27 protein-coding genes are annotated in these 22,802 nt (G+C 65.5%); 22 read left to right on the forward strand and 5 right to left on the reverse strand.

The features are described from left to right. Positions 1 to 302: 302 nt before the first annotated feature. The 6 genes from BMX07_RS06855 (at position 303) to BMX07_RS06880 (ending at position 4,730) form a co-directional block, all read left to right on the forward strand. Positions 303 to 1,091 (forward strand): hypothetical protein, encoded by a 789-nt coding sequence (locus BMX07_RS06855; protein WP_090615795.1) that lies wholly within the window; start codon positions 303 to 305, stop codon positions 1,089 to 1,091. A gap of 170 nt (positions 1,092 to 1,261) precedes the next feature. Further along, entirely contained in the window at positions 1,262 to 1,966 is a 705-nt protein-coding gene (locus BMX07_RS06860) for an RNase P subunit p30 family protein (protein ID WP_090615799.1), read from the forward strand. Next, positions 1,950 to 2,582, forward strand: coding sequence for a class I SAM-dependent methyltransferase (locus tag BMX07_RS06865; RefSeq protein ID WP_090615802.1), 633 nt, complete (start codon positions 1,950 to 1,952; stop codon positions 2,580 to 2,582). Before BMX07_RS06860 ends, BMX07_RS06865 begins: the two co-directional genes overlap by 17 nt. Beyond that, on the forward strand, positions 2,579 to 3,064 hold the full coding sequence (locus BMX07_RS06870) for an Rpp14/Pop5 family protein (RefSeq protein WP_090615806.1): 486 nt from the start codon (positions 2,579 to 2,581) through the stop codon (positions 3,062 to 3,064). The genes BMX07_RS06865 and BMX07_RS06870 overlap by 4 nt, the downstream gene beginning before the upstream one ends. Positions 3,065 to 3,068: 4 nt before the next feature. Further along, entirely contained in the window at positions 3,069 to 3,839 is a 771-nt protein-coding gene (gene psmA, locus BMX07_RS06875) for an archaeal proteasome endopeptidase complex subunit alpha (RefSeq protein WP_090615810.1), read from the forward strand. 165 nt (positions 3,840 to 4,004) lie between these two features. Then, positions 4,005 to 4,730 (forward strand): ribosome assembly factor SBDS, encoded by a 726-nt coding sequence (locus tag BMX07_RS06880; RefSeq protein WP_090615813.1) that lies wholly within the window; start codon positions 4,005 to 4,007, stop codon positions 4,728 to 4,730. 21 nt (positions 4,731 to 4,751) lie between these two features. Here BMX07_RS06880 and BMX07_RS06885 read toward each other — a convergent pair whose 3' ends face one another. Further along, on the reverse strand, positions 4,752 to 5,069 hold the full coding sequence (locus BMX07_RS06885; RefSeq protein ID WP_090615817.1) for an FUN14 domain-containing protein: 318 nt from the start codon (positions 5,067 to 5,069) through the stop codon (positions 4,752 to 4,754). 369 nt (positions 5,070 to 5,438) lie between these two features. Here BMX07_RS06885 and hflX point away from each other — a divergent pair, with 369 nt between their 5' ends. The 6 genes from hflX (at position 5,439) to BMX07_RS06915 (ending at position 11,030) form a co-directional block, all read left to right on the forward strand. Then, complete coding sequence (hflX, locus tag BMX07_RS06890; protein WP_090615820.1) at positions 5,439 to 6,740, forward strand: GTPase HflX; 1,302 nt, start codon at positions 5,439 to 5,441, stop codon at positions 6,738 to 6,740. A 43-nt stretch (positions 6,741 to 6,783) separates the two neighbouring features. After that, on the forward strand, positions 6,784 to 7,632 hold the full coding sequence (locus BMX07_RS06895) for a class I SAM-dependent methyltransferase (RefSeq protein ID WP_175480073.1): 849 nt from the start codon (positions 6,784 to 6,786) through the stop codon (positions 7,630 to 7,632). Positions 7,633 to 7,757: 125 nt separating this feature from the next. Continuing rightward, positions 7,758 to 8,915: a thiolase family protein gene (locus tag BMX07_RS06900; protein ID WP_090615826.1), complete on the forward strand. Its 1,158-nt coding sequence runs from the start codon at positions 7,758 to 7,760 to the stop codon at positions 8,913 to 8,915. Continuing rightward, on the forward strand, positions 8,912 to 9,271 hold the full coding sequence (locus BMX07_RS06905) for a PhlB family protein (RefSeq protein ID WP_090615828.1): 360 nt from the start codon (positions 8,912 to 8,914) through the stop codon (positions 9,269 to 9,271). The genes BMX07_RS06900 and BMX07_RS06905 overlap by 4 nt, the downstream gene beginning before the upstream one ends. Before the next feature lie 242 nt (positions 9,272 to 9,513). Beyond that, complete coding sequence (locus BMX07_RS06910; RefSeq protein ID WP_090615834.1) at positions 9,514 to 10,674, forward strand: thiolase family protein; 1,161 nt, start codon at positions 9,514 to 9,516, stop codon at positions 10,672 to 10,674. Then, a complete protein-coding gene (locus BMX07_RS06915; RefSeq protein WP_090615839.1) occupies positions 10,671 to 11,030 on the forward strand; it encodes an OB-fold domain-containing protein in 360 nt (119 codons plus the stop codon). The genes BMX07_RS06910 and BMX07_RS06915 overlap by 4 nt, the downstream gene beginning before the upstream one ends. Positions 11,031 to 11,051: 21 nt before the next feature. Here BMX07_RS06915 and BMX07_RS06920 read toward each other — a convergent pair whose 3' ends face one another. Next, positions 11,052 to 11,810, reverse strand: a complete 759-nt coding sequence (locus BMX07_RS06920) for a DUF7547 family protein (RefSeq protein ID WP_090615843.1) — start codon at positions 11,808 to 11,810, stop codon at positions 11,052 to 11,054. A gap of 120 nt (positions 11,811 to 11,930) precedes the next feature. Here BMX07_RS06920 and BMX07_RS06925 point away from each other — a divergent pair, with 120 nt between their 5' ends. The 4 genes from BMX07_RS06925 to BMX07_RS06940 all read left to right on the forward strand — a co-directional run bounded on the left by BMX07_RS06925 (position 11,931) and on the right by BMX07_RS06940 (position 15,770). Next, positions 11,931 to 12,554: a DUF7504 family protein gene (locus tag BMX07_RS06925; RefSeq protein WP_090615846.1), complete on the forward strand. Its 624-nt coding sequence runs from the start codon at positions 11,931 to 11,933 to the stop codon at positions 12,552 to 12,554. Positions 12,555 to 12,741: 187 nt separating this feature from the next. Next, positions 12,742 to 14,451 (forward strand): hypothetical protein, encoded by a 1,710-nt coding sequence (locus BMX07_RS06930; protein WP_090615850.1) that lies wholly within the window; start codon positions 12,742 to 12,744, stop codon positions 14,449 to 14,451. Between the two features lie 76 nt (positions 14,452 to 14,527). Beyond that, positions 14,528 to 15,280, forward strand: coding sequence for a ribonuclease H-like domain-containing protein (locus BMX07_RS06935; protein WP_090615853.1), 753 nt, complete (start codon positions 14,528 to 14,530; stop codon positions 15,278 to 15,280). A gap of 94 nt (positions 15,281 to 15,374) precedes the next feature. Continuing rightward, a complete protein-coding gene (locus BMX07_RS06940; RefSeq protein ID WP_090615858.1) occupies positions 15,375 to 15,770 on the forward strand; it encodes an acyl-CoA thioesterase in 396 nt (131 codons plus the stop codon). A 22-nt stretch (positions 15,771 to 15,792) separates the two neighbouring features. Here BMX07_RS06940 and BMX07_RS06945 read toward each other — a convergent pair whose 3' ends face one another. Further along, positions 15,793 to 16,086, reverse strand: coding sequence for a DdfA family disk-determining factor (locus tag BMX07_RS06945; protein ID WP_090615862.1), 294 nt, complete (start codon positions 16,084 to 16,086; stop codon positions 15,793 to 15,795). A 248-nt stretch (positions 16,087 to 16,334) separates the two neighbouring features. Between BMX07_RS06945 and BMX07_RS06950 the strand changes: the two genes are divergently transcribed. Then, the gene (locus tag BMX07_RS06950) at positions 16,335 to 16,973 is read left to right on the forward strand and encodes a DUF7998 family protein (RefSeq protein ID WP_090615864.1); all 639 of its coding nucleotides are present in this window, start codon (positions 16,335 to 16,337) and stop codon (positions 16,971 to 16,973) included. Positions 16,974 to 16,979: 6 nt separating this feature from the next. Beyond that, positions 16,980 to 18,191, forward strand: a complete 1,212-nt coding sequence (locus BMX07_RS06955) for a hypothetical protein (protein ID WP_090615868.1) — start codon at positions 16,980 to 16,982, stop codon at positions 18,189 to 18,191. A 15-nt stretch (positions 18,192 to 18,206) separates the two neighbouring features. Here BMX07_RS06955 and BMX07_RS06960 read toward each other — a convergent pair whose 3' ends face one another. Then, a complete protein-coding gene (locus BMX07_RS06960) occupies positions 18,207 to 19,469 on the reverse strand; it encodes a cation:proton antiporter (RefSeq protein WP_090615872.1) in 1,263 nt (420 codons plus the stop codon). Between the two features lie 95 nt (positions 19,470 to 19,564). On the opposite strand from BMX07_RS06960, the gene BMX07_RS06965 reads away from it, so the two are divergent. Further along, entirely contained in the window at positions 19,565 to 20,167 is a 603-nt protein-coding gene (locus BMX07_RS06965; RefSeq protein ID WP_090615875.1) for a DUF8159 domain-containing protein, read from the forward strand. 23 nt (positions 20,168 to 20,190) lie between these two features. On the opposite strand, the gene BMX07_RS06970 is transcribed toward BMX07_RS06965, so the two are convergent. Continuing rightward, a complete protein-coding gene (locus BMX07_RS06970; protein ID WP_245742067.1) occupies positions 20,191 to 21,570 on the reverse strand; it encodes a hypothetical protein in 1,380 nt (459 codons plus the stop codon). A gap of 93 nt (positions 21,571 to 21,663) precedes the next feature. Between BMX07_RS06970 and BMX07_RS06975 the strand changes: the two genes are divergently transcribed. The 3 genes from BMX07_RS06975 (at position 21,664) to BMX07_RS25765 (ending at position 22,754) form a co-directional block, all read left to right on the forward strand. After that, entirely contained in the window at positions 21,664 to 22,089 is a 426-nt protein-coding gene (locus BMX07_RS06975) for a MoaD/ThiS family protein (RefSeq protein ID WP_090615877.1), read from the forward strand. Positions 22,090 to 22,175: 86 nt separating this feature from the next. Beyond that, positions 22,176 to 22,481 (forward strand): CGCGG family putative rSAM-modified RiPP protein, encoded by a 306-nt coding sequence (locus BMX07_RS06980; protein ID WP_090615880.1) that lies wholly within the window; start codon positions 22,176 to 22,178, stop codon positions 22,479 to 22,481. A gap of 141 nt (positions 22,482 to 22,622) precedes the next feature. After that, complete coding sequence (locus BMX07_RS25765) at positions 22,623 to 22,754, forward strand: DUF7577 domain-containing protein (protein ID WP_449289578.1); 132 nt, start codon at positions 22,623 to 22,625, stop codon at positions 22,752 to 22,754. Positions 22,755 to 22,802 lie beyond the last annotated feature (48 nt).

Raw genomic sequence — 22,802 nt, forward strand, 5'->3', positions numbered from 1 at the left:
GTCTACTATCGAATCCCTCCTGATATATTCCTTTCAGGGATTCGACGTGGAAGATTACACTTCCAGTGGCAAAGCTAGTTCAAGAGCGTAAGCACAAACACGTATATGGATTATTTACAATAGGAAAGAAGAAATTAATAATCCACGAAACTATGGCCCCAATATATTTTGGCGATATCTTTTAATAATATTTGAACATATTTACCTATGAATGGCGCCTCGAAAAGTACGCCATTTGCTTCGACACAGAAACTATGTCCCCGAAGAAACAACACATCGACCGGCGATCGTTCGTTCGAACCATGGCCAGTGCGGGAATCGCTACGCTTGGCGTTGCAAGTTTCAGCACCTCTTCCGCCGCTGCCGCATCCGTAGGCGACGAGTGGAGTCGTAACGAAGAAACGGTTTACGAATATGGAGGTATTGATACTTATGACATTCTATACGGACATGATCTTCAGGTCAACTATCTAGAGAAGAATCACTCAAGCGCGAACGAAGCGTTCTACCTGACCTTCGAGATGCTGGGTACGGGATATGAGCGCCAGCGGGCCCATGGCTCAAATGGTGAATGGAAAGCAATGAACTTCAACATTGTCGAAAGAATTGGGTTTGAAGTCTCGACACCCGACAGCGGAGTCGGAATTTATCAAACTCCGGCGCAAGAGGAGATGTCATCCGCAGCAGGAATCCCCGAGGAAGATGCCTATACATATAACGAACTTCTCGCGGACGCTGCGCTTGCGATCGCTACTCGCGGCGCGTCCAAAATGGTTGACCGGGATATTTGGATCCACGCTGCATCGGATATAGTGAGTGCGTTCGTTCAAGAGACCAAAGATACCGACAGCACATCTACACTCGCCTCTACGTGGACGAACCAGGATGTCCTCGATTTGCTCTCGCCTCGGCCCAGACACACGATGACCTGTTACACCAAGTTCCGGGTGGAGGTCCCTGATACGTTTACCCACGCTAATCTCGCGCTCAACAACTGGTCTGAACCTACCTCGTCTGGTAGCGGAAGACAAACCGCTTCTCTCGATATCACTGTCGATCTGGACAACTCGCCTGGTGGCGGCATCAGCTAGAGTTCTTTGCCCAACTCTCCGAACATTTCCAAATAAACCTATTATTCCTAACTTCAGCCATTTCGTCGTGCCGTCGATCAAATCAGTTTTGACAGCGCCAGCGGCTTCAGGGTCCCACACCGTTCCGCGAAAACGCAAGCACAAAGACCCACACGGGACATCATATGAGTATGTACGAGGCCGTCCACGCCCACCCCGACGGAGAGAGCACGGTCGCCAGATTCGCGAACCGGGCGGCCGACTACGGCTACGAGGGCGTGGTCGTGCGCAATCACAGCGACGCGCGAGCCGAGTACGATCCCGAGGAGATCAGCGAGGAGTACGGGATCGACGTCGTCGAGGGAGTCGAGATCCGGGCCGACGATCCGCAGGAAGCGAGCGGCTCGGTCGGCAACTTTCGGTCGTCACAGACGATCGTCGGGATTCACGGCGGGACGACGACGATGAATCGGTTCGCCGTCGAACAGACGAAAGTCGACGTGCTCGCCCACCCGATGACTGGCGACGGGGACGTCAATCACGTCCTCGCGAAGGCCGCCGTCGAGAACGGCGTTCGCATCGAGTTCGACCTCGCCGGGGTGCTCCGGGAGAGCGGCGGCCACCGCGTCCGCATCCTGCAGTCGTTGCGAAAGCTCCGGGAGATCGTCGACCACTACGACGCGCCGTACGTCGTGAGTGCCGATCCGACCTCCCACCTCGAGTTGCGGACACCCCGTGAACTGAAAGCGCTCGGCGAGCAGATCGGATTCACCCGCGAATTCGTCGGCGACGGCCTCGCGGAGTGGGGACGGCTAGCCGAGCGCAATCGGCACGTCGACTCCGAGTCGTTCATTGAGCCGGGGGTCCAACGAGGGAGATATGAAGAGGACTCTTGAGGAACACGCAGCCCGGTTCGACGAAAAGGCCGGCGAGTACGACGACTCGAAGTCCGACGAGTACCACGCCTGTGCGAATCTCGTCGTGGAACACGCCAGCCCCGGCGAAGACGATGTCGTCCTCGATCTGGCAACCGGAACCGGTGCGATCGCGCTCGCGCTCGCCCCCGATGCGAAGCGCGTCGTCGGCCGGGACATCAGCGAGGGCATGCTCGAGGAAGCCGAGCAGAAAGCCGCAGACGAAGGACTCGAGAACCTCTCGTTCGGTCACGGGAGCTTCCGGGAACCGAACTACGACGGGCCGGTCGACGTGGTCACCTCGAACTTCGCCTTGCACCACCTCTCGGACGAGGAAAAGCGCGAAGCGATCGCGGTCATCGCCGACCTGGAGCCCCGGAAATTCGTCCTCGGAGACGTGATGTTCTTCGGAGAGCCCGATCCCGACGAGCCGTTTTACTCGCCCGACGTCGACGATCCGGCAACCGTCGGGGTGCTCGCGGACGCCTTTACCGATGCCGGCTTCTCGCTGACTGCCGTCGAGCGCGTCCACGATCAGGTCGGTGTGCTGGTCGCAGAGCGAAGTTCGACCGCAGGCGACGCGGTCGGCGAGGAATGAAACACCTCCCGAAACACCTCCGGCCGCGCTGGCGGTATCTCGCCGTCGAACTCGAAACGTGGCCCGACGAGCGGATCGACCGACGGTCGTTCCAGCGGGACCTGTGGTACGCGGGCCAGAACCTGCTGGGCGATCCGGGCAGCGCGGACGCCGATCTCGGCGTCGTCAGGTTCGACTTCGCCGACGGACGGGGGGACGCAGTCGTCAAAGTCCGCCGCGGGGAGACCGAGCCCGCACGGGCGGCGCTCGCCTGTATCGACGAAATCGACGGGGCTCCCGTCGGGATTCGGGTCCGCGGTATCAGTGGCACGATCCGGGCGGCTGAAGAAAACTATTTAGGACGCGACGGGCAAGATTCCGAAGAGAGAAACGTCGTGTTCGGGAACGAGGAGCGAGTCGCCGTCCTGCGGGACGGCGTTGGGGACGTGCGGCTCGATGAGACGTTCGTGGGCGCGACAGACCTCGATTACCATTTAGTGTGATACTATGCAGGGACAACAACAACAGCAGGCGTACGACCGCGGCATCACGATCTTCTCGCCCGACGGCCGACTCTACCAGGTCGAGTACGCTCGCGAGGCGGTCAAGCGAGGAACGGCGAGTATCGGTGTCCGAACGAACGACGGCGTCGTGCTCGCCGTCGACAAACGAGTCCCCTCCCCGCTGCTCGAGGACTCGAGCGTCGAGAAGATTCACAAGGCCGACGACCACGTCGGCATCGCCAGCGCGGGCCACGTCGCCGACGCTCGCCAGCTGATCGACTTCGCGCGCCGCCAGACGCAGGTCAACCAGCTGCGCTACGGCGAGCCGATCGGCGTCGAGACGCTGACCAAGGAAGTCACCGACCACATCCAGCAGTACACCCAGGTCGGCGGCGCCCGACCGTTCGGCGTCGCGCTGATCGTCGGCGGCATCCAGAACGGCGAACCGCGCCTGTTCGAGACCGACCCCTCGGGGACGCCCTACGAGTGGAAGGCCCTTGCCGTCGGCTCCGACCGCGGCGAACTCCAGACCTTCCTCGAGGAGAACTACGACCCCGAAGCCGATCTGGACGGCGGTATCCGGCTCGCGCTCGACGCGCTCGCGTCCGTCAACGAGGGCTCCCTGCTCCCCAACGAGGTGGGGCTGGCGACGATCGACGTCGAGACCGAGTCCTTCGAGCAGTTCGACCAGGATCGAATCCAGTCACACCTCGAGGAGAACGACCTCCTCGATACGGGCGAGGACGAGGCCGACGACGACGAACCCGCCGAGTAATCGAGGCCCGATTCCGTTTCCGACCGCTGTTTTCCCCACCGGACCCGTCCGGGCGCGCGAGCAGCGCGTACGATCGCTCCGCCGAACGACCGCGTCTCGACACCACGCGGCACCGTCGGATCGAGTCGGGAAACACTCTTTTAATTGGCGAGGGAACCATCCGGTATGATTTCGCTCGACGAGGCGGTGACGGCGCGACTCGAGTCCCACGGGGCGCGCTTCGAGGTGCTCGTGGATCCGGACGCAGCGCTGGCGATCAAACGCGACGAGTTCGACGGCGACCTGGAGGACGTGATCGCCGCCGAGGACGTCTTCGAGGACGCCTCCCGCGGTGATCGCCCCGCGGAGGCCGACCTCGAGAAGGTCTTCGACACGACGGACCCGCTCGAGATCATTCCCGAGGTGATCACGAAAGGGGAGATCCAGATCACGGCCGATCAGCGACGCGAGATGCAAGAACAGAAGCGAAAACAGCTGATCGACACCATCACGCGCAACGCGGTCAACCCGCAGATGGACAACGCGCCCCATCCCCCCGAACGCATCGAGAACGCCCTGGAGGAGGCCGGGTTCACGGTCGATCCGATGGAGCCGGTACAGGAGCAGGTCGACGACGCCCTCGACGCGCTCCGACCGGTGATCCCGATTCGGTTCGAGGAGATCACCGTCGCCGTGCAGATACCGGCCGAACACGCGGGCAGCGCACAGGCCAAGATCCGCCAGTTCGGCGACCTGGAGCGCGAGGAGTGGCAGGCCGACGGCTCGTGGATCGGCGTCCTCACGTTCCCGGCCGGCATGCAAAACGACTTCTACGACACGGTCAACGAACACACGAGCGGCGAGGCCGAGACGGAGATCGTCAAGGACAAGGACGATCTGAAGACGCGGTAGCGACGGGGCCGCGTGGCACCGCTATCCGCGTTTGAACCCGATCAGGAAGCCGCCGGTGAAGCCGGCGCCGATCGAGAGCGTCGAGACGATCGACTCGAGCCAGTGGATATCCGCCGCACCCTGTGCCCGTTCCTGGGTTTTCAGGACCCCCGCCGAGAGTCGGTTCCAGTCCACGACGACGATTCCCTGCGACTCGAGGTAGCGAAAGACCATCAACTGGACGCCGACGATGATCGCGAGGAGTTTCGCGATCTTCTTCGCGGCGAACCCGATGACACCGCCGATGACCGCGCCGCCCCCGAACTCGAGGCCGAGCGTCGTCGGATCGAGATCTATCATTATGCGTCCCAATTCGAGTCGGCTCCTATGACTGTTGTGATCGGACACACGCTCGGGACCGGCGAGCGACCCGACCGACGATCGCTGGCTCGCGACTCCCGGGTCTCGACGGCTCGAGTGGCCGAGCGAGCGACCCGTGATCCAGCATCGGGCACGGGATTGAAGACGGTTCGCCGCGTACGGACGACTATGACTCACGTGCGTCCAACGGAGGTGTGTGACCGGCATCGTTAGCGTCTCCGGGCCCACGAATCAGTGCCCGAACCGTCCGTGCGGCCGGCGCGTGCGTGCGACGGGTCGCAGGAACGACGAGCCGCGGCACTCGAGCGAACAGGGCCGATCGCGCCCGGCGGACACACAGTCACCCCCATGAACACGATCATCGCGAAACGCGTCGATTCCGGCACGGCAGACACGAGTGAGATTCGCGACCTGGCCCGCGCGGCGGGATACACCGTCGTCGGCGAGGTCACCCAGTCACGGCGGGCGGATCCGGCCCTCCAGATCGGCGAGGGGAAGGCCGACGAGCTGGCGGCGTTGGTCGAGGAGACCGACGCCACGACCGTCATCTTCGACAACCGACTGGGGCCGTATCAGATGTACAACCTCGGACGGCTCCTCCCAGAGGGCGTCGAAGTCATCGATCGCTTCACGCTGATTCTCGAGATCTTCGGGCAGCGTGCGCAGACGCGGAAGGCCCAGCTCCAGGTCGAACTGGCCGAACTCAGGTACGAACTCCCGCGCGCGGAGGCGAAGACGAGCCTCGCCAAGCGCGAGGAACACCCCGGGTTCATGGGTCTCGGTGAGTACGACGAGAGCCGCGAGCGGGACATCAAGGCCCAGATCAGCCGGATCAAGGACGAACTCGAGCGGATCGAGCAGACCGAGCAGCACCGTCGGGAGCGACGGCGCGATTCCGGGTTCGATCTGGTCGCGCTCGCGGGATACACGAACGCGGGCAAGTCGACGCTACTGCGCCAGCTCGCGACCGATCTCGAGGTCGACGAAAACGAGGAACTGCACCCCGATCTGGATACGACGGCGGAGTCCCAGGACAAGCTGTTCACGACGCTGGGGACGACGACCCGCCGGGCGGACATCGACCGGCGGGACGTGCTGGTGACGGACACGGTCGGCTTCATCAGCGATCTGCCCCACTGGCTGGTCGAGTCGTTCAAGTCGACGCTGGACTCCGTCTACCGGGCGGATCTCGTCTTGCTCGTCGTCGACGTCAGCGAGCCGATCGACGAGATCCACGAGAAGCTGGTCACCTCCCACGACACCCTCTACGAGCGCAACGAGGCACCGATCGTGACCGTCCTGAACAAGATCGATCAGGTGACCGACGAAGAACTCGCGGAGAAACGCGAGGCCCTCTCGTCGCTCGCGCCGAACCCCGTCTCCGTCAGCGCGAAGGAGGGTCTCAACGTCGATACCCTCCTCGATCGGATCGACCACGAACTCCCCGACTGGGAGGCAGAGCGACTCATGTTGCCGATGACCGACGACACGATGAGCGTCGTGTCGTGGATCCACGACAACGCACACGTCGACGACGTCGCCTACGGCGACGAGGACGTCATCGTCTCCTTCGAGGCCCGACCCGCGGTGATCTCGCAGGCGCGCTCGCGCGCGAGCGAGCTACGGACCGCCGCGGCGGAATCCGCGTAGTTTCTTCGAACGGTATTTGACTGTCGCTCGGGATGGCTTGGACGTGCCATCACGTTCCCAATCTGACACCGACGACCCGCGATCGTTTTACGACGAATACGGCGACGACGAGTGGGAGCGACTCGAGGACGGTCTCGACGGTCGACTGGAGTTTACTGCCACCGTGGAGACCGTCGCGGAACACCTCCCGCCTACTGGCCGTGTGCTCGATGCCGGCGGCGGTCCAGGACGGTACAGTCTCTGGCTCGCCGAACAGGGATACGACGTTACGTTGGTGGATCTCAGTCGGGGGCAGCTCACCATCGCACGAGAGCGGGTACGCGAGTACGGTGTCGAGTCCAACGTCACGCTATCGCAGGGAACCATTACGGAGCTTGGTCTGGCTGCGAATACGTTCGATGCGACGTGCTGTCTCGGCGGACCGCTTTCTCACGTGAGAGACGAACCGGACCGCGTACGTGCAGTTCGTGAACTGCAACGAGTGAGTCGAGCCGGTGCGCCGGTGTTCGTCTCCGTGATGGGGCTGCTCGGTGCAGTACAGCTGTACCTCCTGACGGGCCACAATCTCGAGGCACTCCCAGCGCTGCTCGAACACGGTGATTACGATTCCGAGCTGCTCGAGGAATACGGCTACGAGAACGAATTTACGGCGACGCACTTCTTCCGGCGGGACGAACTGCAGTCGCTCCTCACGGAGAACGGGATCGACGTGGTCACGATGAAAGGATTGGAGGGTTTGGCTTCGCCACTTCACGCCGATCGACTCAGAACGGGTCTCGAAGCGATCTCGGATGCCGAACGCGAGGCCCTCGAGAAGGTCGTTCGACGGACCAACGCTGCGTCGACTGTAACGGAACTGTCGATTCACATGCTCGCCGTCGGAGAAGCATAGACCGGCCGAATGCGAACTGTACGTGACAAACCGGCTCGCGTGCGTTCGGTCTCGAAACCCACAGCGGCCGTCGATCGCTGTCGCGACCCTCACTTATAAATCGCTGACCTGAGTCCGGGTAGGATATGGAACGTGTTGCGATCATCGGTGCCTCGATGACCCAGTTCGGGCAACGCGAGGGGGAGTGGATCATGGATCTCCTCGCGGAGGCTGGAATCGAGTGTCTCGAGGATGCGGGTGTCGACGCTGACGACGTCGACCACCTGTACGTCTCGAACATGGCGAGTGGCGAGTTCGAAGGACAGACCGGCGTGCCGAACGCGCTGGCACACGACCTCGACGCGATGCCGGCGTACACCCAGCGCGTCGACCAGACGAGTTCCAGCGGCGGTGCCGGGATCTTTGCGGCCTGGCAGTCGGTCGCCAGCGGGGCCAGCGACATGACGCTGCTCGTCGGCGGCGAGAAGATGACCCACAAGACGACCGGGGAAGCCACCGACGTCATCGCGTCGCTGACCCACCCCGTCGAGTACAAGACGGGCGTCACGCTCCCGTCGTTCGCCGGTCTGACGGCGCGCCACTACCTCGAGCGGTTCGACGCGCCCCGCGAGAGCCTCGGGAAGGTCGCGGTCAAGAACCACAAAAACGGCGTGGACAACCCACACGCCCAGTTCCAGAAGGAGATCGACCTCGAGACGGTCCTCGAGTCACCGATCGTCGCCGACCCGCTGCGGCTGTACGACTTCTGTCCGATCACGGACGGTTCGGCGGCGCTCATGCTCTGTCCCGAGTCGGTCGCACAGAAGTATACGGACGAGTACGTCGTGATTTCGGGGATCGACGGCGCGACGGATACGCACGTCGTCCACGAGCGCGAGGACCCGACCGTGATGGGCGGCGTCGTCGAGAGCGGCGAGGGTGCCTACGAGATGAGCGGGCTCGGCCCCGAGGATATCGACGTGGCCGAACTCCACGATATGTTCACCATCCTCGAATTCCTCCAGATGGAGGGGCTCGGCTTCGCCGAGCAGGGCGAGGCCTGGACACTCGTCGAGGACGGCTACACGGACCGCGACGGTCAGTTACCGATCAACACCTCGGGTGGGCTCAAATCGAAGGGGCATCCGTTGGGGGCCAGCGGTGTGGCACAGGGCGTCGAGATTTACGAACAGCTGGTCGGCGAGGCCGGCCCGCGACAGGTCGACGCGGACGTGGGGCTGTGCTGTAACGTCGGCGGCTTCGGCAACTGCGTTATTACTACGATTATGGAGGCTGCACGATGACGATGGACGCGACGCGCTACGAGGACGGATCGATCAGTTACCCCGGCCACCCGCGTGGACCGGGCGGATCGGAGCCGGTCGAAACGATCGATCTCAGCGAATACACCGCCGAGATCGTGACGTGGACGACCAGTACCGCGACGCCACCCGGCGTCCGCGAGCCCAATCACCTCGCGATCGTCGAGTTCGACGTCGACGGCGAGTCGGTCCGCGCGATCGGGCAACTGACCACCGGCGACGTCGAGACGGGCGACGAGGTCCGACCGGTTTACGTCGACGAACTCCGCGAACCCGGTGCGGGTATCAGGGTGCCCGAAAGTCAGGAGTGGGACGGGTATCGGTTCGAGCCGGTGTAAGTCGTCACAAAACAGCTCTCCGCGGAGACGGGCGCTTCGTTCGTCGCCGAAACGGCTGTCCAGCCGTCGTCGACTACCGTGCTCTCCCCATACCTGCCCCGACAGCCGTTCGCGGCAATTGCCGAGAACCCCTCGAGGGAGCGCGACGGCCTCCGTTCGGTTCGATTGATTCGTTGAACGGTTCTCTCCCTTAGTTTTAAACCACCGTTCGTGGTCAGCCATCGGCAGAGGGCACACAATATATGGAACGTGTTGCGATCATCGGTGCCTCGATGACCCAGTTCGGGCAACGCGAGGAGGAGTGGATCACGGATCTCCTCGCGGAGGCCAGCATCGAGTGTCTCGAGGACGCAGGCGTCGACACGGACGACGTCGACCACCTGTACGTCTCGAACATGACGAGCGGCGAGTTCGAAGGACAGACCGGCGTAATGAACGCGCTGGTACACGACATCGGTGCCATGCCGGCGTACACCCAGCGCGTCGACCAGACGAGCGCGAGCGGCGGTGCCGGGATCTTTGCGGCCTGGCAGTCGGTCGCCAGCGGGGCCAGCGACATGACGCTGCTCGTCGGCGGCGAGAAGATGACGCACCGATCGACGTCCGAAACGACCGATATCATCGCCTCGGTCACACACCCCGTCGAGTACAAGACGGGCGTCACGCTCCCGTCGTTCGCCGGACTCACCGCGCGCCACTACCTCGAGCGGTTCGATGCGCCACGCGAGAGTCTCGGAAAGGTCGCGGTCAAGAACCACAAGAACGGCGTCGACAACCCACACGCCCAGTTCCAGAAGGAGGTCGACCTCGAGACGATCCTCGAGTCGCCCATCGTCGCCGACCCGCTGCGGCTGTACGATTTCTGTCCGATCACGGATGGGTCGGCGGCGCTCATGTTCTGTCCGGAATCCGTGGCACAGGAACATACCGACGAGTACGCCGTCGTGTCGGGCGTCGACGGCGCGACGGACACGCAGGTCGTTCACGAGCGCGAGGATCCGACCGTGATGGGCGGCGTCGTCGAGAGCGGCGAGGGTGCCTACGAGATGAGCGGGCTCGGCCCCGAAGACGTCGACGTGGCCGAACTGCACGATATGTTTACTATCCTCGAATTCCTCCAGATGGAGGGGCTCGGCTTCGCCGAGCAGGGTGAGGCCTGGACACTCGTCGAGGAGGGAGACACCGAGCGAGACACCGGTTCGTTGCCGACCAACACCTCGGGCGGGCTCAAATCGAAAGGCCATCCTCTCGGCGCAAGCGGCGTGGCACAGGGCGTCGAAATCTACGAACAGCTGGTCGGCGAGGCCGGCCCGCGGCAGGTCGACGCGGACGTGGGACTGTGTTGTAACGTCGGCGGCTTCGGCAACTGCGTTATCACCACGATCATGGAGGCTGCAAAATGACGATGGAGGCGACGCGCTACGAGGACGGATCGATCACCTACCCCGGTCATCCGCGCGGTCCGGGCGGGTCGGAGCCGGTCGAGACGATCGACCTCAGCGAGTACACCGCGGAAGTCGTGACGTGGACGACCAGTACCGCGACGCCACCCGGCGTCCGCGAGCCCAATCACCTCGCGATCGTCGAGTTCGACGTCGACGGCGAGTCGGTCCGCGCGATCGGGCAACTGACCACCGGCGACGTCGAGACGGGCGACGAGGTCCGACCGGTTTACGTCGACGAACTCCGCGAACCCGGTGCGGGTATCAGGGAGCCCGAAAGTCAGGAGTGGGACGGGTATCGGCTCGAGCCGATCTAGCGGTCCCCGCCCCTCGTCGCGTTACGTTTCGTCGCTGCCGTTTTCGCCGTCACCGGTTTCGTCGCCAGCAGCCCCGGGATCGTCATCTTCTGCAGTCGGTTCGCCGGAACCGCTCTCGTTCGCGTCGCTCCCGTCATCGTCGTCGGCGTACTGGTCCCGTAGCGTCTCGAGTTCGGCGTTGACGTCGACGGCGGAGTCGGGATCATCGGTGCGGTCCGGTTCCGTCTCGGCGTCGGGCAGAGGCCCCTCTTCGATATCGATCGTGACGGGTTCGTCGGACGCCGCGCGATCCGAATCCGTCGCACCTCCCTCTCCGTCGACGGCGTCCCGGAGCCGGCTATCGACGTCGTCACGGAGGGCGCGAGCGTCCGCAAGGAGGTCGCGGGCGTCTTCGTCGGCGGGGAGCCCGCCGGTAGAGGCTGCCCGCTGGAGTTCGGCCAGCACGGTATCGAGCTGGGAGAGCGTCGTTCGGCGGAGTTCGCTCGCGCGCTCGCTCGTCGCCTCGGCGGCGGTCGCGGTTCGATCTCGAGCCTCCCGCTCGGTTCGGACGACTTTCAGGCTCCGCTGGAACGCCTCGAGCGCGCGGACGCTGGTCTCGAGGACGGCCAGCGCGGCCGGCAGGGCCACATCGTCGGTGAACCGCAGCAGCTCTCGAGGGGTCGGCGGTCTGAGCGGCGGCCGGCGGCGCGGCCGCGAGCCGTCGAGCTCCGCGCGGAGGTCGTCGATCGTCCGCGCCAGTTCGCGAACGGCGTCGACGAGTTCGTCGTCGTGATCGGCCATACCGGACTTACGACCGCCCGTTTGAAAAACGGGCCGATCGGACGGGCCGTCCCGATCGTCTTTTCAGAGCGCGAAGGGGCCACAATTTTTATTGCGATACCGACTGTTTCGTGGAACTGAATGGAAGACGAGCGAGGGGGAGCCGTGCCGGATAGTGCGACGTTCGCACGGACGCTCGGCACGCTCAAACGGGAGGGGAGCAACGTTCTGCTCGTCGGTTCGGAAGCGACGGGGACGCACGAGACGGCCTGTCAACGATTGGCGGGGGCGACGAAACGGGACTCGCGGTATCGACTGTTCGTCACGGACGAACGCGGGGTCAGCTGCGGTGGCGACCACGAGACCGACTGCGTCCACACGATCGATTACTCGAGTACGGTCGACGATCGAACGCCGCTGGGAGCGCTCGGGATCGAGGTCGTCGAGACGATCGACGAGTTCGCCGACGATGCCGACGGATTCGAGCCGTCGGAGCTTCGCGTCTGCGTCGACTCGCTGGTGCCGTTACTCCGGGAGCACGACCCGCAAGCGGTGTTCAGGCTGCTCCACATGATAACGTCACGAATCGACCAGGCTCGCGGCATGGGCCACTATCACGTGCCGCTCCCGCGGGATCACGACGCCGTCAACCTCTTCGAACCGATGTTCGACGCGATCGTCACGGTTCGGTCCCGCGGTGGGACCGAGGAACAGCAGTGGTACCTCCGGGAAACGGAGACGACCACCGACTGGCTCGAACTGTAGCTTCGCGGGGCGTCGACGTTCGATACGTAGTCGTACATGTCTCGAGTCGTGTACGATCGTTGAAGCCAACGGAGTGGGCGTAGAAGCGCCGATCCGTCCGTCTTCTGTCGATGAAACTCCAGTGTTATCGGTGTTACGGCACAAGGTCTATATATCGAACGACCTATCCGTTCAAAGAGTAGCATACATGGTCGAAGCCAGTACTGAGCTTCTCGTCGGAGCCGCCGTTACCGTTTTCCTCGCGCTCTTGTTCTTTGGCGTCGTCGTCCTCTGGGACGTGGCACTCGCCCTCCGAAGCGTCGGCGACAAGATCGACAAACTCGAGGACAATATCGACGACGATCTGACCGATATCGCCCACAGTCTGGACGGGATGTCGAACGCGCCGGGCGGTGGTGGCGGGACGCAACTGCACCTGAACGGCGGCACGATCAGCTCCGGACCGGGAGCGGACCGGCCCCAGCAGGCACCGCAGGCGGGACCGCAACGGCAGGCGCGTCCACAGCAGGCCGCTGCGGGGCAGCCGGAGCCGCCGGATGGCGCGGGGCCCCAGCCGCAGTCGAACGCTCACCAGCAGCGACAGCAGTCCCAAGCGGCCCAACGGGACCCCGAGGCGGCCGAAGGGGCGACCTCGAGCGCGGGGGCCGCCGATCCCGACGCGGAGGAATCGGATCGACGGACGGCGGCGTCCGCCGCGCCCGACGACCCCTCGCGAGGGACCGACGAGTCGGACGGTGACGAATCCCCGGCGGACGCCCCGTCGCCGGACGAAGAATCGGCGGCGGACACTGCCGAGGAGGAGCGGTCGGCCCACCCGCGCGCCGAGGGTAACCGCGGTCGATTCATCACGTCGCCCGATCGAACCGCATGGTACGCCACACCGCTGGACCGCGATGCGATTGCAGCGGCCGGCCCGTCGATCGCCGGCGCGCTTCCCGACGGCTCCGACTCGGGGATCGACGAATCCGAGATCATCGCCGCGGGACCGGTCGACTCGGCCGAGTCGGTCGAGGGCGGTGAGAGCGCTGGAGCGACCGATGCGGCGGCTGCGATGCCGGACTCGGAGGGCGATGCGACCGATCGGACGGCAACCGACGCGGAACCGGACGATGAGCGTACCGACGGTGTAGAACCGGGCGACGAATCGAGCGTGGACGACGAACCGGGTGCCGACGAGGTGCCGGCATCGGAGACGACGGCCGAACTCGCAGCAGGTCGCGAGGCGGCCGACGACGACGGGATTCCCGAGTCGCCGGACGAAATCGACGTGCTGTCGTTCGACGAGGCGGCCGACGACGAAGCCGCGGCAGACGGGACGCAGTCGGGAGCGGAAACGGACCTCGGCGACGAAGACGAGTCCGACGACGCCGACGAGGGCGACCGGTCCGATTCGCTCGAGTCCGTCGACGAACCGAGCGACGCGGCGCTCCCGGCCGAGGCGTCCGAGACCGAGTCCGACGGCCCGAGCGACGAACCGCCCGCAGACGGGCTCACCGAGCTCGAGTTCGACGAGAGCGAGTTCGAGACCGACGAGGACGACGTGAGCGTCGAGGAGGCCGTCGACACGATGAACGAAGACGCGCCGGCTCCGGAGCTCTCGAGCCACCGGTTCGACGTCACCGCGGCGGAGACCGACGAGGGAACGGTGGTGGTGACCATCGAGTTCGATACGGAGACGGTCGACATCACGGGCTCGACCGAGCGACTCCTCCAATATCAGATGCAGAGCTTCGCGGATCGGGAGTCGACGCCGGCGGGCGACGTGACCATCGGTCGGGACCGGATCGATATCGAAATCGCCGACTCCGACGGCACCGCCGTCCAGCAGTGGGGTGAAGCGGCGGTCAGCATCATCGATCGGACGCTGTACCTCTCGGACAACAGCGACGACAGCTAGCGGGATCGCGTCCGACACGATCGCTTCGGTGCGGTCGAACCGAGCGTTTTTACTCACCCCTCTCCCTTGAACGGGTGTGCGAATCGAGAACAGTTTCATCCCCGTCCGCGGCGTCGGTGAAACCACCGAACGACGGCTCTGGGAGAACGGGATCACCCACTGGGACGAGTTCGACGGCAGCGTCGTCGGCTCGACGCTGGCCGACCGCATCGAGACCTTCATCGACGACGGCCGAACGCACCTCGAGCGAGGGGACATCTCCGTCTTCGCGGACGCGCTTCCCGCGGCGAGCCGCTGGCGGTGCTACGAGAACGTCAGCGACGAGACCTGCTTCCTCGACATCGAGACCACCGGTCTCGACGCCTCGTGTGACGATGTGACGACCGTGAGCCTGCATCGTGGCAGCGAAACGAAGACGTTCGTCAAGGGCCGCGATCTCACGGCGAATCGCCTCGAGCGGGAGCTCGCCGAGTCGGCCCTGCTCGTCACGTTCAACGGGCAGCGGTTCGACGTTCCGTTCCTCGAGACGTGTTTCGACGTCGACGTCGACGTCCCTCACGTGGATCTCATGTACCCCTGCAAGAAGATCGGCCTCGACGGCGGGCTGAAAGCGATCGAACGGGAGCTCGGCATCGACCGGGACAGGCCGGATCTCAGCGGCCGCGACGCGGTCCGCCTCTGGCGCGAGTACGAACGCGGTGACGAGGGCTCCCTCGAGACGCTCGTCGAGTACAACCGCGCCGACACCCGCAATATGGAGCCGCTGCTGGAGATCGTCGCGGACCGGCTTCACGAGAGCGTGTTCGAGGCGGCGACGGCCGGCGACTGAGCGGGTGCCGTTGTCGTTTTCGCGGCCCGTGACGATGCGATGGTCGCAGCGTCGAGCGATGCGTATACGGCGGCCAGTGCTGTAACGCTCTCACATGGAAGACTACAGCTACGAGACGGCCGTCGACGTTCGGCTTCGCGACGTCGATTTCATGGGCCACGTCAACAACGCGATCTACGCGACGTACCTCGAGCAGGCTCGCGAGGACTACTTTGCCGACGTACTCGACGTCTCGCTGGTCGAGACGGACACCGTACTCGTGAGTCTCGAACTCGAGTACGCGCGGCCGATCGAGGCCGACGACGAGGTCACCGTCGCGCTTCGCGTCCCCGAGCTCGGAACCTCGAGTCTGCCGATGGCGTACGAAATTCGGTCGAACGGAGAGCGGGCGGCGACGGCGCGGACCGTTCAGGTACTCACCGACCCCGAGACGGGCGAGTCGCGGCCGATCCCGCCGGAGTGGCGAACGCGTATCGAGCGCCGCGAGTAGCGGAGTCGGCGATCGGAGTCACTCACTCGAGGTCGCCGTCGAGATCGGCGACCTCGACCTCGCCGTCGCTTCTGACGACGACGTGATACCCACAGAAGGGGAATTCGACGCGGCCGGTCGGTCGCTCTTGGCCGTTCGATCGCATTTCGAAGAGCGAATCGAGGGCTTCGGGATTGACGACGTCGTAGAGGGCCTCGTATTCGGGCGGCTCGAGTTCCATCGGATCGACTCCTTCCTGCTCGGCGACGGCGGCAATCACGTCGAAGCTAATAGACTGCCCGACTGTCGCATCCGATCGATCGACTGAGAGTAGCATTGGCCGGACTCTTTCTTCGGTCGGATATAAATCCTCTGGCCCCAATCCGAGCTTGGGCCCCATTGTTGGTGCCCAACGCATATATTTGTACACTGGCGTATTTGTTTATAGGATATTTATATCTAATTTTGTCTCATTCAAACTATCTAAAACTGTTCAGGAAGTGATAATCGCCGTGCAATCGGTGGTTGTCGTCCGAGTCGGTGTGACAGTCGCCGGTTCGAGACCGCGATCGGTGCGCAGGTCACATGTTCGGGGAGAGCTACTGGACGATCCGAAACGCAGTCGGAGACACGATGAATCCATTCTCGCGCGGACGATCGGCGTCCGGATCCGCCGACGATGGCGGCTTCGACGATCGGGGAACGTTCGTTCCCGAACACGTTCCGAAACCGGGGGCGTTCCTCGCGGGCCACGACGTCCTCGAGGGCGAAGATCACGTCGCGTTCCACGACGTCACTCGAGCGCTGTTCGAAGAGCGGGGCGTCTACGACGCCACCTTCGGCTACAATCTGGCGCGGCTCAACCTCGATCGGCGACACCCCGACGCGGGATACCGGTACGCGGTCGACGCCGACGATCCGACGGTCCTGCGGGCGGAGTTCAGCCCCACCACGGAGTTCTGTCCGCAGGCCGAGGCGCTCGTCACGGGGTCGTTCCGCGCGTGGAACGGGCTGTCCGATCGCCACGAGTACGCCCTCGTGCGCGTCCGCGTTCGCCCGACCCACCACCAGTCCGACTCGCTCAACGAGGCGCTCGAGGACCTCGAGACGCGGTATCGCGAATCCGGGTCGGTACCCGACGCGCCCGCCGGCCGGAGCCCAGACGGCGGGTCCGACGACCGGGCTCGAGGGGCGGACGACACGACCGCACAGTCGCCTTTCTGACCGACGATGGTGACGGGGAGCGGGAACGCGACCGCGATCGTCACGCGGTGGTCGCGCGCGTTCGTCGCGGCCGGCGTCGGGTTCTTCGTCGCGTGGCAGATAGCCGTCGCAGTTGGGCTGGCGCGAGCGGCGACCGTTCCGCTCGGCGTGTTCGGATTCGTCTTCCACGTCGTCTTCGGCAAGGCGTACACGCTCGTTCCGTCGTACTTCGCGCGCGAACTCGCCGTCCCGCACGCGCCGGCGATCCACCTTCTGTTCGCGCTGGCCGGCGCGATCGGTGCGTTCGCGGCCGGTGCCGGAATCGGCCCCTCGACGGTCGCGCTCGCCGGCGCGGCGAGTTGGCTGGTCGGCTGTCTCGTCTTCGTCGCGACCCTCTGCTGGACCGTCCGCGACAACCCGACGGGGCGCGAAACCGGTACCGGCACGACCGACGCGCACCGAAAACGAGTCGACCGGATCGCAAACGCCGCGATCCCGTTCGTCGTCGCGTACCTGCTCGTCGGCTCGTCGCTCCTCGTCGCGGCCGAACTCGGCCTCGAGCCGCCGCTGTCCGCGGGCGGACCGGCGACGACCCACCTGTTCGCGGCCGGAACGGTGGCGCTGCTCCTGTTCGCGGTCGGATTCCGGCTGTTACCGCGATTGCTGGTCGCCTCGACGCGGCCGTCGCTGGTCGGTCTCGTCCTCGTCGCCGGAATCGGCGGCCCGCTGCTGCTGGCGGCCGACTTCCGCGGGGGATCGCCGTTTCGCCTCGGTGCTGGTCTGCAGGCGATCGCACTGATCGGGTTCGCCGCGGCGGTCGTCGATCTCTCCCGCCAGAGTGAGCGCCGACGCGTCGGCCGACTGGCGATCCTCGCCGCCGCCGGCTGTGGCGCTCTGGTCGCCGCGCTGGGGCTCGCCGTCGCGTTCGCACCCGCCTCGATCCTCCCGCCGGCCGCGTTCGACGCCCACTACCGGCTCGCCGTCGGTGGCTTTCTCGGGTTGACGATCGTCGGCGTCAGCTACCACTTCTACCCGCCAGCCGTCGCCACCGTTCCCGGGATCGGTGACCGGTCCGCGAGCGCATCGATCGCCGCGCTGGTCGCCGGTCTGGGACTCGAGGTCGCGGGGCTGCTCGCGTCGGTGCCGTCGCTGGTCGGTCTCGGCCGCTGGTGCTCGGTGCTCGGCGCGGTCCTGTACGCCGCCGTCTGCTGGACGATCTTCCTCGAGCGGGCGCGGTGAGACGACCGGGCCGCGTCACTCCGCCCGCGCCTCGAGCCAGCGGACGGCGGGCGTAGCGGTGATGCCGTGGACGACGATCGAGATGAGGACGACCGCGCCGACGGTGGCCCACAGGAGGTCGGCGTCGGGGAACGCGCCCTCGTTCAACCCGTGCGCGAGGTAGTAGAACGAGCCGATTCCCCGCACGCCGAAGAACGCGATGGTCGCCCGCTCGGCGGGGTCGCGATCGAACCCGAGAAACCCCACCAACCCGGCGAGCGGACGGACGAGGAACACGATCGCGACTGCCGCGGCGATCGCCTCGAGTGTGAGCGGTTCGAGGAGTCCGCCGACGATCGCGCCGCCGAAAAAGAGCATGACGAGGGCCATCATCACCTGCTCGGCGAACTCGCTGACCTCGTGGAGCGACCGGTTGTAATCGTGCGTGCGCTCGTAGTGGCGGACCATCAGTGCGGCGACGAAGACGCCGATGAAGCCGTAGCCGCTGACGAGTTCGGTCGCACCGTAGACGAGCAGGGTACCGGCGATCGCCTCGAGTCCCCGGACCGACTCTGCCACAGGGGTATCGGGCTCCGTGGCGAACACGAGCCGCGCGGTCGGATAGCCGAGGACGATGCCGACGACCACGCCGACGACGATCCGGTAGCCAACGTCGACGAGCAGCCACTCGCCGAGCCAGTTCCCCGGGGCAACGCCGACGAGCGCGATCGCGATCGCCAGATTGGTGAACGGAAAAGCGAGTCCGTCGTTCAATCCGGCCTCGGAAGTGAGCGCGAATCGGACCTCGTCTTCTCCTCCGGCGGCCTCCGTCATGCGTTCGTCCTCGCTCCCCATCCCCGGCCCGCCGACCTGCACCTCCGACGCCAGTACGGGGTCGGTCGGCGCGATGCACGCACCCAGGAGGACCGCGGTCGGCACCACGAGGCCGATCCACCGGCCGAGCAGGGTCGCTCCGGCGATCGACAGCGGCATCGTGATCGCGAGCAGCCGCCAGGTCGACGCCCACGCGCGCAACCCCGGGACCCGATCGATCTTCAGCCCGACGCCCATCAGCGCGACGATGACGCCCAGTTCCGCGAGGTGTTCCGTGGTCGTCCCCTGCTCGAGCGGATCCGGCGGGGGCAGTCCGATCGGGAGTCCGAAGACGAGCATCCCGAAGCCGACGAAGAAGATCGGGAGCGAGATCGCGCGGTCCGAAACGAATCGAGGCAGGACGGCGACGCCGAACAGCGCCACGCCGACCACGACCAGGCCGACGTTGTACAGCTCGAGGACCATCTGGAACGACCGGTTCTACGGACAATCGATCCTTTATCTCGATGCCGGCGTGTGCAGAACGAATTCATATGCCTCGAGACGGCGAGTCGTCACGTATGGATGGGAACGCGACGGGGGACGGGAACGAGACGTCGACGCGGCGGCGGCTCCTGCAGTCGGGAGCGGTCGCCGCGACGCTCGGCCTCGCCGGCTGCATCGAGGAGATGGGAACGGAATTCCCGGAGAACGAGGAGTGGCCGACCGCGGAGTACGTCCCCGCCCTCCCCGTCGAGGAGCGAAGCGCGATCGCCGAGGAGCGGATTCCGGAGCTCGCGGGGGCAGCTATCACCGATCCCGAGACCCTCGCGTCGACGCTCGAGGAGTACGACATGACCGTCGAATCGGTCGAACGCGAACGCGACGTGCTCTCCCTCGAGTACGTCAACACGGATCGGTACGACGAGGGGAACGTCCACGACGTCTCCCTGATCGCGGGCGGCTACGCGGCGCTGGTCGACGCCGGCTACGACGCGGTCGCCCTGGGCGCGACGATTCTCGACGATGCCCCCGCGTCGTACGGGTCGGCGACGGTCGAGACGCCGCTAGCGAGGGAGTACAACGAAGGGGCGCTGACGGCCGCCGAGTACGGCGAACTGGTGGTCTCGACGATCGAATCGCAGCGATACGAACCGGAGGTCGACGTCTCGCCGAAGGAGTAGGCTCGCCTCGAGCCCGTGCGCTCTTACCGGTCCGGCGACGCGTCGATGTCGGGCTCCCCGCCGCTCGCCGCCGGCTCGTCGCTCGACTCGAACCCGCTCGCGAACACCCCGGCGATCCCGTTCGGTCCGTGCCGGTGGATCGTCGACAGCACGTTCACCACGAAGAGTATCGCGCCGAGCGTCGCGAGGACGCCGCTCGCGGTGCCCGCGAGGGCCGGGAGGCCGACCAGCGGCGTCACGGAGAGTCCGGCAAACCCGGCGAGCGTCAGCCGGAAGTCCGCCCGCTCGAGGCGGTCGTCGTAGAGGTCGTCGATCATCGGGACCCGTTCGAAGCCGAGCCGATCGCTGTAGCGTTCGATCCAGATGATGAACGGAACGATGTGGTACAGCGAGCCGATGACGACGAAGCCGAAGACGCCGAAGAGCAAGAGCGGCCGGGCGTCGGGGTGGCCGAACAGCGATCCGTACGCGAGCGGATCGGTCCACCACGTCGGCGCGGCGAGCGCGATCCACGCGAACAGCGACGCGACGACGACCCAGTACCGGTCGATCATCGGCGATCGCCCGACCGTCGCGCCGGCCAGGAGACGGCCGACGACGACCGCGACGGCGGCCAGTCCGACGAGCAGGGCGACCCCACCGACTCGGGCCAGCGGCTCGACGCTCAGCCCGCGACCGAGCGCGAGCGCCGCGAGCCCGGCGGGGTAACACAGTTGCTCGAGTGTGAGCAGTCCCTCACCGAGTCGGTCGGGGTCGGCCTGCGTGAACATCTTCGCGAGCTGGAAGAGCGCGCCGACGACCGTCGCGAGCAGGGCCCCGAACAGCGCCAGCGTCGCGTGGACGAGATGGAGTTCGAACCGGGAGAGCGGGAGCGAGTCGAACACCGGCGTCGTGAAATCGACCGCCAACAGGAATCCGAACGGTGCGACGAGCCCGAAACACGCGAGCGCGAGCGCGAAGTGTCGCTCCGTGAAGTCGAACGGGCGGGCACCGGCCAGCGTCCGCCCCACGTTGTAGACGAAGAGCCAGAATCCCGCGAGCATGAGCGCGCCGGCGACCGGGAGCCACGCGAGCGTGCCCGCGAGCAGCGCCGCCGCGAAGCCGATCAGACCGGCGGTGACGAGCCACAGTTGGGCGACCGCCAGCCGTCGCGAGTGGATCGTCGCGCCGGACCAGACGGGAACGAACTGGGTCATCGCGCCCATGATCGTCACCGCGACCCAGCCGACGAGCAGGGCGTGCAGGCGTGCCAGCCCCGACAGCCCGGGCAGCGTCGCAGCGGCCACGGCCGTTCCGCCACCGACCCCGACGACGAGGAACCCCAGCGCGAGCACGAAGTGCCGCAGCGGGATCACCATCGGCGGCTGCTGGTCGGTCCGTAACCCGCCCGGTATTCCGTTCATGTCTCGCGGTTCGGCCCGGACGGCCGTCCCGTTCGTCCCGAACACGTTCGGAACGTAGCGTTTGGCGGCTCGCACCGTACCATCGGGTGAGCCATGGGAACCGACCGAGCAACGACCGCCGATCCGAAACCCGCCGCGACGGAACACCGAGAGCCGGACACGACGACGGTCACCGTCCGCTGTACCGGCCACGTCCGCACCGCCGTCGGGAGCCACGAACTCGAGTTCACCTTCGAGGGGGACCGACTCAGAGACTTCCTCGAGTCGTTCTTCGACGAATACGATCTCGAGGACATGCTCATCGCCGAGACCGAAGCGGACGCGGCCCACAGCGGCTGGGCACCGGTCCCCGACGACCTTCCCGGTACCTGGCGCAAGAATCCGGAGGGCGAGCAGACTCGCCCGTACGCGCGGGTCTGCGTCAACGGCCGGTTCAACGAACACCTCGGCGGGTTCGAGACCGAGCTCACCGACGACGACCGCGTCGCGCTGATCTATCCGTTCATGTTCTGCTGCTGATCCGGCGTCGACCGCGGTGGCGGACGGCCGAAAACCCGAACGAGTTCGTCTCAGCCCTTAGGTCCGTCGGGAGCCGATGGACGACCATGACCGAAGACGTCTCCGGCGTCGAACCCGTCACACGCAGGGACCACGACGCGTCGTGGTCCGCGAACCTCGAGGGGCCAGCACACGCCGCGAACCGGTCACTGGTGGTCGCACAGTCGAAAGACGCGATCGAGGCGACGACCGCCGGTTCCCACGTCAACCTCGTCACCCACGGCGAGCACGGCCGTCCTGAATCGTATCTGTGGCCGGAACTCGAGGCCGAATTCGACGGAATTCGCCTCGAATACGTCGACCGGTGTGGCTGCGGCGGACACGTGACCCGTGTTCACGTCGGCGACGAGTGAGCAGTCGGTCCCTCGGTCACGGGATCGCCCTGCCCCGTCGAACGCGCGGACCGTCGCGTCGTTCGTCGTGGGTTCGCCCCACCCCTCGTCCTTGCAGTCGTCAGCCGGCTGACTATCCGGCTCCGCTCGCTACAGTTGGCAATGACTTCTCGGACTCGCACGATAGAGGAACCGGCCACGTGCCGCGTGTGCGGCACGGAGAACGACCACCACTACACGTACTGTCGGAATTGCCTCGCGGGGCTTCCCGCGCGGCCCGACTCCCGCCGCTGAACGGACCCCCGGGAGGACCGTTGTCCGCGAGCCGGTGCCGTCGTTCCC

Origin of the sequence: Natrinema salaciae (assembly GCF_900110865.1) — an archaeon.
Classification (GTDB): domain Archaea; phylum Halobacteriota; class Halobacteria; order Halobacteriales; family Natrialbaceae; genus Natrinema; species Natrinema salaciae.

What these genes read in the sequence shown, in the direction of transcription:
- BMX07_RS06855 (WP_090615795.1), top strand. Translation starts at nt 303, where the DNA reads ATGGCCAGTGCGGGAATCGCTACGCTTGGCGTTGCAAGTTTCAGCACC.
- BMX07_RS06860 (WP_090615799.1), top strand. Translation starts at nt 1,262, where the DNA reads ATGTACGAGGCCGTCCACGCCCACCCCGACGGAGAGAGCACGGTCGCC.
- BMX07_RS06865 (WP_090615802.1), top strand. Translation starts at nt 1,950, where the DNA reads ATGAAGAGGACTCTTGAGGAACACGCAGCCCGGTTCGACGAAAAGGCC.
- BMX07_RS06870 (WP_090615806.1), top strand. Translation starts at nt 2,579, where the DNA reads ATGAAACACCTCCCGAAACACCTCCGGCCGCGCTGGCGGTATCTCGCC.
- psmA (WP_090615810.1), top strand. Translation starts at nt 3,069, where the DNA reads ATGCAGGGACAACAACAACAGCAGGCGTACGACCGCGGCATCACGATC.
- BMX07_RS06880 (WP_090615813.1), top strand. Translation starts at nt 4,005, where the DNA reads ATGATTTCGCTCGACGAGGCGGTGACGGCGCGACTCGAGTCCCACGGG.
- BMX07_RS06885 (WP_090615817.1), bottom strand. Translation starts at nt 5,069, where the DNA reads ATGATAGATCTCGATCCGACGACGCTCGGCCTCGAGTTCGGGGGCGGC.
- hflX (WP_090615820.1), top strand. Translation starts at nt 5,439, where the DNA reads ATGAACACGATCATCGCGAAACGCGTCGATTCCGGCACGGCAGACACG.
- BMX07_RS06900 (WP_090615826.1), top strand. Translation starts at nt 7,758, where the DNA reads ATGGAACGTGTTGCGATCATCGGTGCCTCGATGACCCAGTTCGGGCAA.
- BMX07_RS06905 (WP_090615828.1), top strand. Translation starts at nt 8,912, where the DNA reads ATGACGATGGACGCGACGCGCTACGAGGACGGATCGATCAGTTACCCC.
- BMX07_RS06910 (WP_090615834.1), top strand. Translation starts at nt 9,514, where the DNA reads ATGGAACGTGTTGCGATCATCGGTGCCTCGATGACCCAGTTCGGGCAA.
- BMX07_RS06915 (WP_090615839.1), top strand. Translation starts at nt 10,671, where the DNA reads ATGACGATGGAGGCGACGCGCTACGAGGACGGATCGATCACCTACCCC.
- BMX07_RS06920 (WP_090615843.1), bottom strand. Translation starts at nt 11,810, where the DNA reads ATGGCCGATCACGACGACGAACTCGTCGACGCCGTTCGCGAACTGGCG.
- BMX07_RS06925 (WP_090615846.1), top strand. Translation starts at nt 11,931, where the DNA reads ATGGAAGACGAGCGAGGGGGAGCCGTGCCGGATAGTGCGACGTTCGCA.
- BMX07_RS06930 (WP_090615850.1), top strand. Translation starts at nt 12,742, where the DNA reads ATGGTCGAAGCCAGTACTGAGCTTCTCGTCGGAGCCGCCGTTACCGTT.
- BMX07_RS06940 (WP_090615858.1), top strand. Translation starts at nt 15,375, where the DNA reads ATGGAAGACTACAGCTACGAGACGGCCGTCGACGTTCGGCTTCGCGAC.
- BMX07_RS06945 (WP_090615862.1), bottom strand. Translation starts at nt 16,086, where the DNA reads ATGCTACTCTCAGTCGATCGATCGGATGCGACAGTCGGGCAGTCTATT.
- BMX07_RS06950 (WP_090615864.1), top strand. Translation starts at nt 16,335, where the DNA reads ATGTTCGGGGAGAGCTACTGGACGATCCGAAACGCAGTCGGAGACACG.
- BMX07_RS06955 (WP_090615868.1), top strand. Translation starts at nt 16,980, where the DNA reads ATGGTGACGGGGAGCGGGAACGCGACCGCGATCGTCACGCGGTGGTCG.
- BMX07_RS06960 (WP_090615872.1), bottom strand. Translation starts at nt 19,469, where the DNA reads ATGGTCCTCGAGCTGTACAACGTCGGCCTGGTCGTGGTCGGCGTGGCG.
- BMX07_RS06965 (WP_090615875.1), top strand. Translation starts at nt 19,565, where the DNA reads ATGGATGGGAACGCGACGGGGGACGGGAACGAGACGTCGACGCGGCGG.
- BMX07_RS06970 (WP_245742067.1), bottom strand. Translation starts at nt 21,570, where the DNA reads ATGAACGGAATACCGGGCGGGTTACGGACCGACCAGCAGCCGCCGATG.
- BMX07_RS06975 (WP_090615877.1), top strand. Translation starts at nt 21,664, where the DNA reads ATGGGAACCGACCGAGCAACGACCGCCGATCCGAAACCCGCCGCGACG.
- BMX07_RS06980 (WP_090615880.1), top strand. Translation starts at nt 22,176, where the DNA reads ATGACCGAAGACGTCTCCGGCGTCGAACCCGTCACACGCAGGGACCAC.
- BMX07_RS25765 (WP_449289578.1), top strand. Translation starts at nt 22,623, where the DNA reads ATGACTTCTCGGACTCGCACGATAGAGGAACCGGCCACGTGCCGCGTG.